The 13,796-nt window shown below is 73.0% G+C and carries 13 protein-coding genes; 3 read left to right on the top strand and 10 right to left on the bottom strand.

Going from position 1 to position 13,796, the window contains the following annotated elements:
• Positions 1–3 precede the first annotated feature (3 nt).
• On the bottom strand, positions 4–1,059 hold the full coding sequence (locus CCO04_RS26085) for an aromatic ring-hydroxylating dioxygenase subunit alpha (protein ID WP_215817109.1): 1,056 nt from the start codon (positions 1,057–1,059) through the stop codon (positions 4–6).
• Positions 1,060–1,501: 442 nt separating this feature from the next.
• On the opposite strand from CCO04_RS26085, the gene CCO04_RS26080 reads away from it, so the two are divergent.
• Entirely contained in the window at positions 1,502–2,227 is a 726-nt protein-coding gene (locus CCO04_RS26080) for a GntR family transcriptional regulator (protein WP_215817108.1), read from the top strand.
• Here the strand turns inward: CCO04_RS26080 and CCO04_RS26075 are convergent.
• Positions 2,206–3,483 (bottom strand): FAD-dependent oxidoreductase, encoded by a 1,278-nt coding sequence (locus tag CCO04_RS26075; RefSeq protein WP_215817107.1) that lies wholly within the window; start codon positions 3,481–3,483, stop codon positions 2,206–2,208. The genes CCO04_RS26080 and CCO04_RS26075 overlap by 22 nt on opposite strands.
• Positions 3,484–3,541: 58 nt before the next feature.
• Positions 3,542–4,882, bottom strand: coding sequence for an MmgE/PrpD family protein (locus tag CCO04_RS26070; RefSeq protein WP_215817106.1), 1,341 nt, complete (start codon positions 4,880–4,882; stop codon positions 3,542–3,544).
• A gap of 160 nt (positions 4,883–5,042) precedes the next feature.
• Here CCO04_RS26070 and CCO04_RS26065 point away from each other — a divergent pair, with 160 nt between their 5' ends.
• Positions 5,043–5,759 (top strand): GntR family transcriptional regulator, encoded by a 717-nt coding sequence (locus tag CCO04_RS26065; protein ID WP_215817105.1) that lies wholly within the window; start codon positions 5,043–5,045, stop codon positions 5,757–5,759.
• Between the two features lie 8 nt (positions 5,760–5,767).
• On the opposite strand, the gene CCO04_RS26060 is transcribed toward CCO04_RS26065, so the two are convergent.
• Genes CCO04_RS26060 through fdxA form a run of 4 tightly spaced genes read right to left on the bottom strand, consistent with a single transcriptional unit; the run spans position 5,768 to position 9,846 of the window.
• Positions 5,768–7,033 carry an amidohydrolase gene (locus tag CCO04_RS26060; protein WP_215817104.1) on the bottom strand — a complete coding sequence of 422 codons (1,266 nt, stop codon included), beginning with the start codon at positions 7,031–7,033 and terminating at the stop codon, positions 5,768–5,770.
• Positions 7,030–8,247, bottom strand: coding sequence for a hypothetical protein (locus tag CCO04_RS26055; RefSeq protein ID WP_215817103.1), 1,218 nt, complete (start codon positions 8,245–8,247; stop codon positions 7,030–7,032). Before CCO04_RS26055 ends, CCO04_RS26060 begins: the two co-directional genes overlap by 4 nt.
• A complete protein-coding gene (locus tag CCO04_RS26050) occupies positions 8,234–9,493 on the bottom strand; it encodes a Gfo/Idh/MocA family protein (protein WP_215817102.1) in 1,260 nt (419 codons plus the stop codon). Before CCO04_RS26050 ends, CCO04_RS26055 begins: the two co-directional genes overlap by 14 nt.
• A gap of 14 nt (positions 9,494–9,507) precedes the next feature.
• Positions 9,508–9,846 (bottom strand): ferredoxin, encoded by a 339-nt coding sequence (gene fdxA, locus CCO04_RS26045; protein WP_215817101.1) that lies wholly within the window; start codon positions 9,844–9,846, stop codon positions 9,508–9,510.
• 130 nt (positions 9,847–9,976) lie between these two features.
• Here fdxA and CCO04_RS26040 point away from each other — a divergent pair, with 130 nt between their 5' ends.
• A complete protein-coding gene (locus CCO04_RS26040) occupies positions 9,977–11,113 on the top strand; it encodes an FAD-binding oxidoreductase (protein ID WP_215817100.1) in 1,137 nt (378 codons plus the stop codon).
• A 78-nt stretch (positions 11,114–11,191) separates the two neighbouring features.
• Here CCO04_RS26040 and CCO04_RS26035 read toward each other — a convergent pair whose 3' ends face one another.
• The 3 genes from CCO04_RS26035 to CCO04_RS26025 are packed head-to-tail and all read right to left on the bottom strand — an operon-like array spanning position 11,192 to position 13,595.
• A complete protein-coding gene (locus CCO04_RS26035) occupies positions 11,192–11,953 on the bottom strand; it encodes an amino acid ABC transporter ATP-binding protein (RefSeq protein ID WP_252373935.1) in 762 nt (253 codons plus the stop codon).
• Complete coding sequence (locus CCO04_RS26030; RefSeq protein ID WP_215817099.1) at positions 11,950–12,846, bottom strand: amino acid ABC transporter permease; 897 nt, start codon at positions 12,844–12,846, stop codon at positions 11,950–11,952. Before CCO04_RS26030 ends, CCO04_RS26035 begins: the two co-directional genes overlap by 4 nt.
• Positions 12,843–13,595 carry an ABC transporter substrate-binding protein gene (locus CCO04_RS26025; protein WP_215817098.1) on the bottom strand — a complete coding sequence of 251 codons (753 nt, stop codon included), beginning with the start codon at positions 13,593–13,595 and terminating at the stop codon, positions 12,843–12,845. Before CCO04_RS26025 ends, CCO04_RS26030 begins: the two co-directional genes overlap by 4 nt.
• Positions 13,596–13,796: the final 201 nt, after the last annotated feature.

The raw sequence follows: 13,796 nt of genomic DNA, 5'->3' as shown, positions 1-13,796 counted from the left end.
CTCTCAGACCTGCGGGATGCCGTGGCGCTCGACCATCTTCTGGAACTCGATGAGCGGCACGTCCTCGGGGCGGACGTAGAGGATCATCTGCGCCTTGAGCGGCGGCAGCAGCCACGGCTGCTGGCTCTCGACGATGGCCTTGTCCTCCTGCTTGACCCCGAGGTTGAACTCCTCGATCTCGGCGTCGAAGCGCGGGTCCTTGTCGTACGTGCGCGAGAGCTGGGTGAACGTCAGCGTCCGGTTGTAGGAGATCGGCAGGTAGACGTTCCACGTCACCGACGTCCCGTGCTCGGAGACGAGGACGTTCTTCATCGAGTTCGGCGTCGCCGTGTTGATGAACTCCACGTCGGCCACCTCGACCTCGGTCGCGACCGCCCCGTCGCCCTCCTCGGCCATGACCCCCGCCAGCGGCCCGGCCGGCAGCACCGTCCGGTACTGCGAGGTCAGCTCGGCACCCTCGACCTTGACCGGGATGTCCCCCACCCGCTGCGGCATCGTCGGCTGCTCGGCCACCCCGAGCGTCCCCGGGTGCACCCACGCGAAGTGCGTGTCGTCGAGCGCGGCCATCACCAGGCGCGGCGCACTGGCCGCCCACTCCTCGTGCACCACGAGCTCGTTCTTGTAGTAGTCCTCGTCGTCGAACTCCGGGTACGGCGGCAGGTCGGCCGCCGGCTCCTCGGCCAGGCACACCCACACCAGGCCGTAGCGCTCCTGGGTCAGGTAGCGGCGTACCCGGGCCTGGGCGGGGATCTTCTCCGACGCCCGCAGCGGGATGTCCACGCACTGACCCGACTTGTCGTAGGACCACCCGTGGTAGCGGCAGCGCAGCGCCTGACCACCCTGGACGACGTCCCCGAGCGACAGCGCGGCACCGAGGTGACGGCAGACATCGGGGAACGCGGCGACCTCGTCGTCGAGACGCACGATCGTGATGCTCTGGTCGAGGATCTCGACCTTCACCGGCTGGTCGAGGAGATCCTCGGACCGGGACACGGGGTGCCAGAACTTCTCCATGGCCACCCGGTAGCGCTCGATCGCCTCAGGGTCGGGACGCGACATGTATTACCTCCAAGATCCAGTATTGGATCCACGATGCAATAGCCAATATCCTATGTCAAGCCCTGGCCACCCCGAGCGACGCGCAGGGCAGCTCGCCCGCCCGCCCAGCCAGGCCAGGCCCCAGGAGCGCCGGAGGCCGCGAGGGCGGCGACGGAAGCCGCCAAGGCGGCGAAGCCGACGAGGCGGCGGACGCGGCAGGGGCGGCGAAGGTGGCGGCCGCACAGCGGCGGCGCGGGCGGAGCCCGTGCCGTTGTCGCGCCCCCAGCCGGCCGTCAGGGCCCCGCAGTCAAGGCCGGGCGAAGCCCGCCGCGCAGCGGCCGGAGCGAAGCGGAGGGCCTTGACGGCGGGGGACGGTCGGCTAAGCGCGGCCGCCACCGCAACAACGCTCACCCACCAAGCACCCCACTCGGAGTACCCTGACCGCCACCGAGAGGAGCCACGCGTGCCCGGAGCAGGGTCCTTCCACAAACCCATGACCACGGTCGAGGCGGTGCTCATCGAGCTCCGCCGGGCGCTCCTCGAGGGCGACTACCCCGCCGGCGCGCGGCTCAACGTCGACGCGATCTCCAAGCAGCTGGGCACCAGCCGGGCGCCGGTGCGCGATGCCCTGCGCATCCTCGAGGGCGAGCAGCAGGTCGTCTACGAGGCGCACCGCGGCTACCTCGTGCCGGAGATGGGCATGGACGCCCTCTTCGATCTCTACCGCTCACGCGAGCTGCTCGAGGCCGAGGCCGTCGCGCTGGCCGTACCGACGCTGTCGGCCGCGGCGGTCGCGACCCTGCGCGAGCAGGCGGCGGCGATCACCTCGGCGCTGCTGGCCGGTGACCGGGTGGCGGCGACGTACGCCAACCGCGACTTCCACTTCGGGCTGTTCCGGGCGCCGCGCCACGAGCAGCTGGTCGTGGCGATCACCGGGATGTGGAACGCCGACGCCTACCGGTCGCTCTACCTGCGCGACCTCGACACCGCGCTGAGCATCGCCGCCGACCACGCGGGCATCGCCGATGCGGCGGCCGCAGGCGATGCGGGCGCGGTGATCAAGCTCCAGAACGAGCACCGCGACCACGAGCTCGCGGTGCTCCTCGCCCACCTGAGCGATCCCGCGGAGGAGGCGGCGGCCGGGACGCCCTGGCACTCGGCGTTGAGCTACCGGCCGCGCAAGCGCTGACCGGCGGCGGCATCGCGCAGGTCCGGGTACGTCGCGAGCTTGACCCGCGGGCGCTCAGACCGCTCGCCGGCCTCGCGCTCGGCGGCGTCGATCGCGCGCCAGCCCTCGAGCGGCACCGGTACGACGTCGCGCTCGCGCAGCAGGTCGTCGATCCCGTCGGTGCGCAGCCCGGCCGCGATCGCGCCGCTCGCCACGTCGGCGAGCAGGACGGCGACGGTCTGCGCCGCGTCGCGGCGGTTGGTGCCGATCACGCCGGAGGGGCCGCGCTTGGCCCAGCCCGCGACGTACACGCCGGGGGCGACCCGGCCGTCCTCGTGGACGACGACGCCCCGCTCGTCGAGCGGCAGGCCCTCGGGGGCGCGCACCTCGAAGCCGATCGCCGGGACGACGACGTCGCACGGGATCGTCGCCACGCCCTCGCCGTTCGGCACGACCTGGAGGCCGGTGACGGCGCCCTGGCCGGCGATCCCGACCGTCACGGCGTGGAAGCGGAACACCAGCCGGCGCGCGCCCGGGCGGGCGGGGCGCTCGGCGTAGGTGCGCAGCAGCGCGACCGCCGGCTCGTCGCCGACCAGGTCGTCGCCCTCGACGGCGATCTCGACGTCGTCGAGGCCGCCGAGCTCCTGCAGCTCGGCCAGCGTGAACGACGCGTCGGCGGCGCCTCGCCGGCCGACCACGACGACCTCGGCGACCGGGCTCTCCGCGAGGGCGGCGACGGCGGTGACCGAGGCATCGGTGGCGTGCAGGCGCCGGGGGTCCTGGATGAGCATCCGCGCGCAGTCGAGCGCGACATTGCCGTTGCCGATCACGGCCGCCCGGCGGGCTCCCGCGGGCAGCGGCGAACCGGCCGCGTCGGGGTGCGCGTTGTACCAGCGCACCAGATCGATCGCCGGTACGACGCCCGCCAGCGCCTCGCCCGGCACCCCGAGGTGCCGGGGAGCCTCGGCGCCGAGGCAGTAGACGAGCGCGTCGTAGCGCTCCAGGAGCTCGTCGTGGGCGATATCGGCCCCGACCCGCACCCCGCCGACGAACCGGAAGCCGGGCCGGTCGGCGATCCGCTCGAAGACCCGGGTCACGGACTTGATCTGCGGGTGGTCCGGAGCCACGCCCGAGCGGACCAGGCCCCACGGCGTGGGCAGCCGGTCGATGACGTCGACCGTGGCCGCCAGCTCGGCGACGTCCGCCTTGAGCAGCGCCTCGGCGGCGTAGGCCCCGGCCGGTCCGGCCCCGATGACCGCGACATTCAACGTGCGCATGACCCGCTCCTCTGAATCCGTTATTGGATCCAATGTACAGGATGCGATGTTGCGGGACCTAGCCCAGCAGCTCCCACAGCCGCTCCGACCCGGCGCCCGCGGCGAAGGCGTCGGCGAGCGGCTCGGCGGCGTCCCCGAGGTGCGGGCCCACGCAGGCGAGGAGCTTGGCGCGCAGCTCGGCCTCGGGCAGCGGCCGGGTGAGGTCGCCGCGGGCGTCGAGCCGCGGCGGGCACACGATCCGCCGGCCCGATGTCAGGGTCACCTCGACCTGGGTGGCGTAGTGGTCGGGCAGGTGCGCGTCGAGCGCCGGGTCGTGGACCACCTCGACCCGGTCGGCCCGGGCGAGCACCCGCGGGTCGGCGATCGCCGCGTCGCTCATCTCCACCGGCGTGACCCGGCCGTGGGTCAGCAGGGTGCCGAGCACGAAGGGATAGCTGTACTGCGCGTGCTCCAGGCTCGGCGGGCGGCGGTAGTCGAGGAAGGTCGCCCACCGGTGGGTGCGCACGGTGATCCGGTCGACCTCGCCGGGAGCGAGGCCGTCGGCCAGCAGCTCGCCGACCACGTCGAGCGCGGTGTGCGTGTAGCGGCAGGCCGGATAGGGCTTGAGGTAGGAGCGCTCGATCTCGAAGGTCGTGCCCAGCGAGGTGACGAACGGGTCGTCGGCCGCCCGCGGCTCGTCGAACGGCGTCGGGGGGAAGATCGCGGGCGCGTCCGGGACCGGCCCCGGCCCGGTGCCCGCCATGAAGCCGGCCTCGGCGAGCAGGCACGCGTTGAGCGCGGTGACCGCCGACCAGCCGATCGCCTCCTTGACCATCGGCCACTGCAGCGCGGCCATCGGCGCGTGCGCCCAGGCGATCTGGAGGGCGCGGCGGATGCCGTCCTCGTCGGCGCCGCGCACCTTGGCCGCACCGGCAGCGGCGCCGACCGCGGCCGCCGTCCCGGTGCAGTACCAGCGGTCGACGGCCTCGTCGCGCGGCCAGAGCAGGTGCGCGAGCCGCATCGCCACCTCGTACGCCGCCACGTGCGCCTCGACGAGCCGGTCCCCGTCGACCGGCCGGGTCGAGGCCGCGACGAGGATCGTCGGGACGATGACGGACGCCGCGTGGATGGCGCCGCCCTGGTAGTGGCCGTCGTCGTAGTCCAGCGCGCTGGCGGCCACGGCGCTGCGGAATGCCGCGCCGGTCGCGCCGTGCCGGGGCGCTCCCGGCACCAGCGTGCGGAAGGGGCCGGTGTCCTCGGCGAACGCCCGGGCCGCGGCCTGGGCCGCGCTCGTCGTGGACCCGGCGACGGCGACGCCCACGGTGTCGCGCAGCCCCTCGCGGGCCCGGCGCAGCGTGGCCGGCGGAAGGTCGTCGACGGACAGGCGCGCGACGAAGGCGGCCACCTCACGAATGGTCACTGCACTCCCCCTGCTCGGGCTCCCGGCCGGTGCCCGCGCCCACGATACGACCGGCCGCGGAGACCGTTGTGTGGCACGTACCACCCATCGCGAGCGCCGAGCCGCTAGCGTGCACACTGCTACAGTCCGACCATTGGATCCTGGATGCAAGAGGAGCTCCATGACGACCGGCGTGTTCCAGAAACCCCCCACCCAGGTGGAGGCGGTGCTCTCCGAGCTGCGGCGCGCCCTGCTCGAAGGTGAGTACGTCGTGGGCTCGCGCCTCAACGTCGACGCGATCTCCAAGGAGCTCGGCGTGAGCCGCGCACCCGTGCGCGACGCCCTGCGCATCCTCGAGGGCGAGCGCCAGGTCGTCTACGAACCCCACCGCGGCTACGAGATCGCCGTGATGAGCCTCGACGTCCTCAGCGACCTCTACCGGATCCGCGAGCTGCTCGAGACCGAGGCGGTCGCGCTGGCCGTCCCGCGGCTGACCCCCGAGCGCATCGCCAAGATCCGCCGCGCCGCCGACGAGACCGCCGCGGCCCTGGCCCGCAACGACCGGGTCGCCGCGACCTACGCCAACCGCGAGTTCCACTTCGAGCTCTGCACCGCCGAGCGCCACGAGCACCTGGTCGACTCGATCCGGCAGGCCTGGAACGCCGACGCCTACCGGTCGCTCTACCTCCAGGACGTCGACGCCGCCCGGGCCAGCGCGGACGAGCACTTCGCGATCGCCGACGCGGCCGCCGCGGGCGACGTACGCCGGGTGGTCGAGCTCCAGAACGCCCACCGCGACGGTGAGCTGCGCTCGCTCCTGAGCCTGCTGGGCGACCGGCTGGCCGCGCCCGAGGGCACCGAGCCCTCCTGGCGCGCCACCACCACGCACGTCGACTGAGCCCGGCCTCATCGGGCCGGCGGGGCGCCGATCAGCCGCGCGAGCAAGTCGACGGCGATCGGCAGCGCGCGCTCGTCGAGGTCGAAGCGGTCGCTGTGGTGCCCGGAGGGGTGGGTCGCGCCGACGACGAGGTAGGTACCGCGCCCGCCCTGGGCCCGGACCGCGTCGATGAGCCACGAGGCGTCGTCGCTGCCGCCGTCGTGGAGCCGCGCGTGCGCCTCGGTGACACCGGGGACGCCCGTCGCGACGGTGACGACGTGCTCGACGAGGTCCTGGTCGCAGACCACGGCCGGCGCCTTGCCGGTCACCTCGATCGCCACCGCGACGCCGAACATCGCGGCCGCGGACTCGATCGCGACGAGCACGCGCTCCTCCAGGCCGGCGCAGGCCGCGGAGTCGTCGGCGCGGACCTCGAGCCGGAGCACGGCGTGCGCGGGGATGACGTTGGAGGTCCCGTCGGCGACGAGCGCGCCGACGTTGACCCGGGTGCTCGCACTCCCGTGCTGCACCAGCGAGTGGACCGCGAGCGTCGCGTGCGCGGCCGCGAGCAGGGCGTTGCGGCCCTCCTGCGGCGTCATGCCCGCGTGCGCGGCGGCCCCGGTGAAGGTCACCCGCAGCTTGGTCGAGGCCAGCGACCCGGTGGTCCCGCCGTGGACCGTGCCGGTCGGCGCGCCCATGCCGAGGTGGAAGGCGTAGCAGAGGTCGACCTGGTCGAGGTTCTCCGCGATCGCCATCGCGCGAGCGCCGCGCAGTCCCTCCTCGGCGGGCTGGAACACCAGCCGCACCGAGCCCGGGAAGTCGCCGTCCGCGAGCCGCTCGGCCAGTGCCAGGCCGACGGCGGTGTGCCCGTCGTGGCCGCAGGCGTGCATCACGCCGGGGTGGGCCGAGGCGAAGCCGGCCGCCGCCGGAGGGTGGTCCGCCGTCGCCGCCTCGGCGATCGGCAGCGCGTCCAGGTCGAACCGGAGCGCGACGCACGGCCCCGGCCGGTTGCCGTCGAGCCGGGCCACGACGCCGGTCAGGCCGCCGCGCATCGGGTCCAGCAGGCGGCGCGGCACGCCGTCGTCCAGCGCGGCCTGCCACGCGGTCTCGGTGTCCTCGGGGACGCCGATCCGCAGGGCGGGGTCGAGCACGCGGGCGCCGAGGCGGACGTCGTACCCGAGGGTCTCGAGGCGCTCGGCGACCGCCGCCGCGGTGCGGTACTCCAGGAAGCCCAGCTCGGGCTCCCGGTGGAACCGGCGCCGCCAGCCGACGACATCCCCCGGAGCCCCGGTCACCGGGAGCCCTCGGCCGGGAGGTTCTGGGCCTGGTCGCGCACGACCGGCTGACCGGCCGCGACCACCCGCCGCCCGGCCAGGTACGCCGACGCGATCCGCCCGCTGTCCGCCTCGACCAGCAGCACGTCGGCCCGGGCCCCCACCCGCACCGCGCCCACGTCGGTGAGCCCGAGCCGCGCGGCCGGGTTGGCCGCGAAGACCCGCACCAGCTCGGGCACGGCGAGCAGCCCGGTCCGCAGGCCCGCGGCGAAGATGTCGGCCAGCAGGTCCGGCTGGTGCATCACCAGCGCGCCGTGGCCGTCAGGGCCGCCGTGGCCGTCGGGGTGGTTGCCGCCCGCGTCCGACGAGATCGTCACGCGCGCGGCGTCGACCTGGTCGAGGAGCGCGCGCAGCGCGACGAGCGGATCGATGGTCCCGGGGAAGAACTCGGGGCGGATGCAGGCGGTGACGTCGACGTTGACGCCCCGCTCGGCGAGGCCGATCGCCTCGTCGAGCACGGCGTCGTTCCAGTTGACGTGGGTGACGGTCACCGTCTCGGGCGCGACGTCACCGTGCGCGATCGCGCGGGCGACGAGCCGGATGCCGGCGACGTCGGGCTCGACGTGCAGGTGCAGGACCGGCGCCCGGCCGGCGCTCCGGCTGCCGCGGGCCGCCTCGCCGGCGAGGTCGGCGAGCTGGCTGCGGCGCACGATGCTGCCGCGGCCGCCGATCGCGGCCTTGACGCCGCGCACCTCGTCGACGAGCGCGAGGTCGCGGCGGATCGAGCCGGTGATGGTCTCGGGCGGGTAGCCGATCTCGCCGGTGTACAGGTGCGCGTTGAGGCCGAGCCGGCGCAGCCCCTTGACCCGGGCGAGCAGCGCCTCGGGCCGCCGGACCACCGAGTCGTTGCCGGAGCAGCCGACGACGGTGCCGATCCCGGCGGCGGCGTACCGCTCGAAGGGGATCGGGAAGCTCAGCGTCTCGGGGCCGCCCCCTCCCCCGCCCCCGGTGGGGTGGGAGTGCTGGTCGACGAACGAGGGCACCAGCAGGTGCCCCGCCGCGTCGACCTCCGCCACCGGCAGCGCGCCGGGCACGCCGCCGAGGTCGCGGGCGACGGCGGCGATCGCCGTACCGACGAGCAGCACGTCGCCCACCTCCGGTACGCCGGACGGGCCGCACACCTGTGCGCCCCGCAGCAGCGTGCCGACGGTCTGCTGGTCCTCAGCGTGCGCCATCGCGCGTCCCGTCGGCGGCGAGCAGCCGCTCGTCCAGCGGGTCCTGCCAGCGGGTGACCACACCCGCGGCCACGTCGGCGACCTGGACCGGCCCGCCGGACAGCGACGACTCGAGCAGCGCGATGGCCGCCGCGAGGTCGTCGGTGCCCTCGGGGCCACCGATCTCGGGCCGGCCGCCGGTCGCGACCGCGCGGGCGAAGTCGTGGATCTCGTAGGCCACGCCGTAGCGGACCGGGTCCTGCACGTCGAGCGTGATGTCGTCGGGGTTCCAGGTGCCCAGCGGCAGCCAGTGCTCCCGGGCGTCGGCGTCGAGGCCGTCGACCCAGGCCCGGATCCGGTCCTCGACCGGCACCCGGGTGCCGTCGTCGAGCGCGATCCAGCCGTCCTGCCAGCCCTCCCAGCACGCCGAGCTGACGCTGCCGCGCGAGCCGACCACGAGCCGCTGCCCGAGCGGCTCGCCGTGCCCGGCCATCGTGAGCGTGACCTGCGCGGAGAGGTCGTCGTCGAAGTCGACCCGGGCCAGGCAGGTGTCCTCGCTGGTCACCGTCGTCGTCGAGCCGTCGGCGTGGACCAGCTCGGGCTCGTAGGTGCGGACGACGGCGTCGACGGTGCGGGCCGGCCCGAACCAGTACTGGAGGAGGTCCATCTCGTGCACGCCCATCTCGAGCGCGACGAGCGAGCCCGACAGGCTCTGGTCGCGGTACCAGGCGACCTCGCCGCCGGTGGGGTGCAGCATCGACGACGGGATCGAGAGCGTGCTCGTGGTGAAGTACGGCCGCCCGATCTCGCCCTGGTCGAGCAGCGCCCGGAAGGCGCGGTTGCCGGGCACGCGCCGGAAGTTCTCCGCGACCGCCAGCACCAGGCCGGCCTCCGCGGCGGCCTCGGTCATCCGCCGGGCCGAGCGCACGGTGAGCGCGATCGGCTTCTCGACCATGACGTGCAGGCCGCGGCCGAAGGCCTCGAGCGCGAGCGGCAGGTGGTACGCCGTCGGCACGGCCACGTCGACCGCGACCACGTCGCGCAGGGCCGTCAGATCCTCCATCCGGGCCACGGCCGGGACGACCTCGCCGGTCAGCGCCCGGTAGAGCTCGACCGCCTCGGCGCGCCGGGCGGCGTTGGTGTCGCAGACCGCGGCGAGCACCGCGCCCGGCGTACCGGCGTTGCGCAGGGCCGCATAGCCGCGCACGTGGCGCAGTCCCATGCCGCCGCAGCCGACGAGGGCGATTCCTACGGGCTTGATCTCCATCTCCGGGCTCCTCCTCATCGACCGGCGAGGGCGGCGACGAGCGGGGTGTCGACCCCGATCCGCCCGAGCGGGGCGGCCTCGCCGGGGGCGCCGATCGGCTCGCTGCGACCGGGCAGCACGTCGAGGAAGAACGTCGCGTTGTCGAGCGCGAGCTCCTCCTCACCGGCCGGCACCTCGCCGAGCCGGACGACCGCGTTCTGCGGGCACTCGGTCATGCACGCGCCGCAGTCGATGCACTCGTCCGGGTTGATGTAGAGCTTGCGGTCACCCTCGTAGATGCAGTCGACCGGACAGACGTCGACGCAGGACCGGTCTCGTACGTCGACGCAACCGCTGCCGATGGCGAAGGTCATCCAGGGGCCCCCTCAGGCGAAATCAGTCTGGCGCATGGCTATTGGATCCAATGTACATTGCTCTACGCTTCTGTCAAAGGGACCATGCAGGAGGCGTGAGCACCCGGATGAGCACAAAGGACGGACGGCGATGACCACAGCGGGAACCGTCATCATCGGCGGCGGGATCGCGGGCGTGGCCCTCGGCTACTACCTGGCGCGCCAGGGCGAGGAGGACGTCGTCGTCCTCGAGGAGCGCACGCTCGGGAGCGGCGCGACCGCCGGCTCCTTCGGCGGCGTCCGCCAGCAGTTCAGCACGCCCCAGGCGGTCGAGTTCGGGCTGCGCGGGCTGCGGTTCTGGAAGACCTTCGAGGACGTCTTCGACTGGCCGTGCCCCTTCCACGAGGACGGCTACCTCCTCGTCACCGGCGACCCGCGCAAGTACGACGCGCTGCGCGCCGCGGCCGACGTCCAGCGCGCGGCCGGCGCGGCCACCGTCGAGCTGGTCGCCGCGGCGGACCTGCCCGGCATCGTCCCGTGGCTCTCCCCCGAGGGTCTGCTCGGCGGCAGCTGGACGCCGGGTGACGGCCGGACCAACCCGACCGACGGGCTCCAGGGCCTCGTGCGCGCGGCGCGCCGCCTCGGCGTCCGCTTCGAGCAGGACCAGAAGGTCTCCGCGATCGTGCGGACGCCGGGCGGGTGGCGTCTGGAGGGCACCGAGGTCGGCTCAGCCCGCCGGGTCGTGATCGCCGCGGGCCTGGGCTCGCCGGCGCTCGCGCAGGCGTTCGGCCTCGACCTGCCGATCACGCCGATGAAGATCCACACCGGCTTCACCACGCCGATGCTCGGCGACCAGCCCCTGCCGCTGACCATCGACCTCGACAGCGGCTGGGAGGTGGAGCGCGAGCAGGACGGCGTCTGCTTCACGATCGCGTCGAGCCGGACGCCGGAGACCTACTCCGCGCTCGACATGCTCGAGGAGTTCGCCGAGGCCTCCGAGGTGCGCGCGCCGGTCTTCACCGAGGCCGACGTCCACGCCACGACGACGACCTACGCCGACGCCACCGGGGGCGACGGCCAGCCCTTCGCCGGCCAGGTCGAGGACGACCTGTGGGTGCTCAGCGGCTTCGACGCCCACGGCACGATGATGGGCCCGCCGTTCGCGGAGTTCCTGGCCCGGCTGATGACCGGCGGCACCGACCCGGACCCGCGCATCGACGCCGCCGCCTTCGACCCGTGGCGCACCCCGACCACGCTGGAGTGGATGCGCTCGGGCAGCCACCACTGACCACGGGGAACGCGAAAGATCCCGGGTGCCTCGCGGCACCCGGGATCTTGTCGTTTCAGCGTTCGTGCGCGCCGGCGTTCAGAGCACGCGCCCGAGGAACGCACGCGTGCGCGGCTCCTGCGGGTTGCCGATGACCTGGTCCGGCGGACCCTTCTCGACGATGACGCCGCCGTCCATGAAGACCACCTCGTCGGCGACCTCACGGGCGAAGCCCATCTCGTGGGTCACCACGAGCATCGTCATGCCGGACTCGGCCAGGTCCTTCATCACCGCGAGGACCTCGCTGACCAGCTCGGGGTCGAGCGCCGAGGTGGGCTCGTCGAAGAGCATCAGCTCGGGACGCATCGCCAGGGCGCGCGCGATCGCGACCCGCTGCTGCTGACCGCCCGAGAGCTGCGAGGGATAGGCGTCCTGGCGGTGCTTGAGGCCGACCCGGTCGAGCAGCTCGACCGCGCGGGCGACCACCTCGCTCCGCGACTCCCCCTTGATCCGGACCGGGGCCTCGATGACGTTCTCGAGGACCGTCCGGTGCGCGAACAGGTTGAAGTTCTGGAAGACCATGCCGATCTTGCGGCGCTGCCGGGCGACGTCGCGCTCGCGCATCTCCCGCAGGTGACCGCGGTGGCGCTCGTACCCGATGAGCTCGCCGCACACCTCGATCCGGCCCGCGTCGACCTTCTCGAGGTGGTTGACGCACCGCAGCAGGGTCGACTTGCCCGAGCCCGAGGGCCCGATGATGCACAGCACGCTGCCCTGCTCGACCTGGAGGTCGATGCCCGACAGCACCTCGTGCGCCCCGTAGCTCTTGCGGACGCCGCTGACCTGGACCAGCGCGCTCATGCCTTGACCTCCTTGCGGCGACCCGCTCGTGCGGGACCGGCGCCTCGACTCCGCGCCAGCCGGCGCTCGATCCAGCCCTGGATGACCATGAGCACGGTGGTGAGCGCGAGGTACCAGATGGTGATGGTGAGCAGCAGCTCGACGACCTTGAAGTTCATCGAGTAGATGCCGGTCGCGCTGCTCAGCAGCTCGGAGTAGGAGACCGCGAAGGCGAGCGAGGTGTACTTGGTCATGTTGATGACCTCGTTGCCGGTGGGCGGCACGATCACCCGCATCGCCTGCGGCAGCACGATGCGCCGCATCGTCTGGCCCTGGGTGAACCCGAGCGCCTTGGCCGCCTGGGCCTGGCCGGGGTCGACCGAGAGGATGCCGCTGCGCACGATCTCCCCCATGCTCGCGCCCTCGGAGAGACCCAGACCGAGCACCGCCGCCAGCAGCGGCGTGACCAGGTCGTTCGTCGTCCCCTCGTAGAAGGGCGGCAGGTGGACGTCCTTGATGACCAGCGCGATGTTGAACCACAGCAGCAGCTGCACCAGCGCCGGGATCCCCCGGAAGAACCAGAGGTAGAAGTTGGCGGCCGCCTTGATCACGGGGTTGTCCGAGAGCCCCATGACCGCGACGACGACGCCGACCACGATGCCGACGACCATCGCCAGGACGGTGAGCCACACCGTGCCCCACAGCCCGCGCAGGATCGTGCCCGAGGTCAGGTAGTCGGGGATGACCCCCCAGTCGATGTCGGCGACCGCGAACTGGCGGACGACGACCGCCGCGAGCGCGACGATGACGACGGCCGCGACCCAACGGCCGTACTGCCGGCGAGCGATGGTTCGCTCGCCGGCAGCCACGGGTGCCGCCGACTGCTCGTCGGGGCGCAGGTCGGACACGGTCACGGGGTCGGCGCGTCCGTGGACGCGTCGGAGATCTGGCTCTGGCTCAGACCCCACTCGTCCGCGATCTTGCCGTAGGTGCCGTCGTCGATCATCGACTGCAGCGCCTTCTGGAAGGGCGCGACCAGCTTGCTGTCCTTCTTGAAGACCATCGCGTACGTGGCCTTCTCGAAGTCGAGACCGGGGACGGTCTCGAGGTCGCTGTCACCGGCGTGCGACGCGTAATCGGCGACGAGGCGCGCGGTGGCGGTGGCGTCGGCCCGGCCCTGGTTCATCAGGAGCACGTGACCGGCGGAGTCGCCGTAGACGACCTGCTTGATCGCGGGCAGGTCCTTCGCCTCGCAGTTCTCCTTGGAGAGCTTGGTGATCGCGTCGGGGTACATGGTCCCCGTCTGCACCGCGACGTTCTTGCCGCACAGGTCCGCGGGCGTGGCGATGCCCTCGGGGTTGCCCTTGGGCACCAGGACCGTCGCGGAGTCACCGAAGTAGCTGAGCAGGCTGAACTGCGCCGCGCGCTCCTCGGTGTAGAAGATGCCGTTGATCGCGATGTCGTACCGGTCGGCGTTGACGCCCGGCATGATCGTCTCGAACTTGGCGGCGGTCCACTCGAGCTTGACGCCGAGTCGCTTGGCGATCTCGTTGAGGATGTCGGGCTCGTAGCCCTCGATCGTCTTGCCGTCGGAGCCGAAGACCTCGTAGGGCGCGAGGCCGACGGCCGTCGCGATCTTGACCGTGCTGACCCCCGAGGGCAATCCGTACTCGCCTTGCGGCTTTCCGTCCGAGTCGTTCGAGCTCGACCCACTGCCGCAGGCGGTCAGGAGCGCGAGCGCTCCCACGAGCACTGCAGCTGCCATCGAGCCGCGGCGATGACTGAACCGTCGCATGAGCACCATTCCTTCAATTCTTTGCCGGACAGGAGGGAGTGAATCACTGATTGGATCCAGGAGGCAAGA

It is taken from the genome of Pimelobacter sp. 30-1, assembly GCF_018831735.1.
GTDB lineage: Bacteria > Actinomycetota > Actinomycetes > Propionibacteriales > Nocardioidaceae > Nocardioides.
The sequence above is the reverse complement of the archived record's forward strand: the minus strand, read 5'-3'. Positions and strand labels throughout refer to the sequence as shown.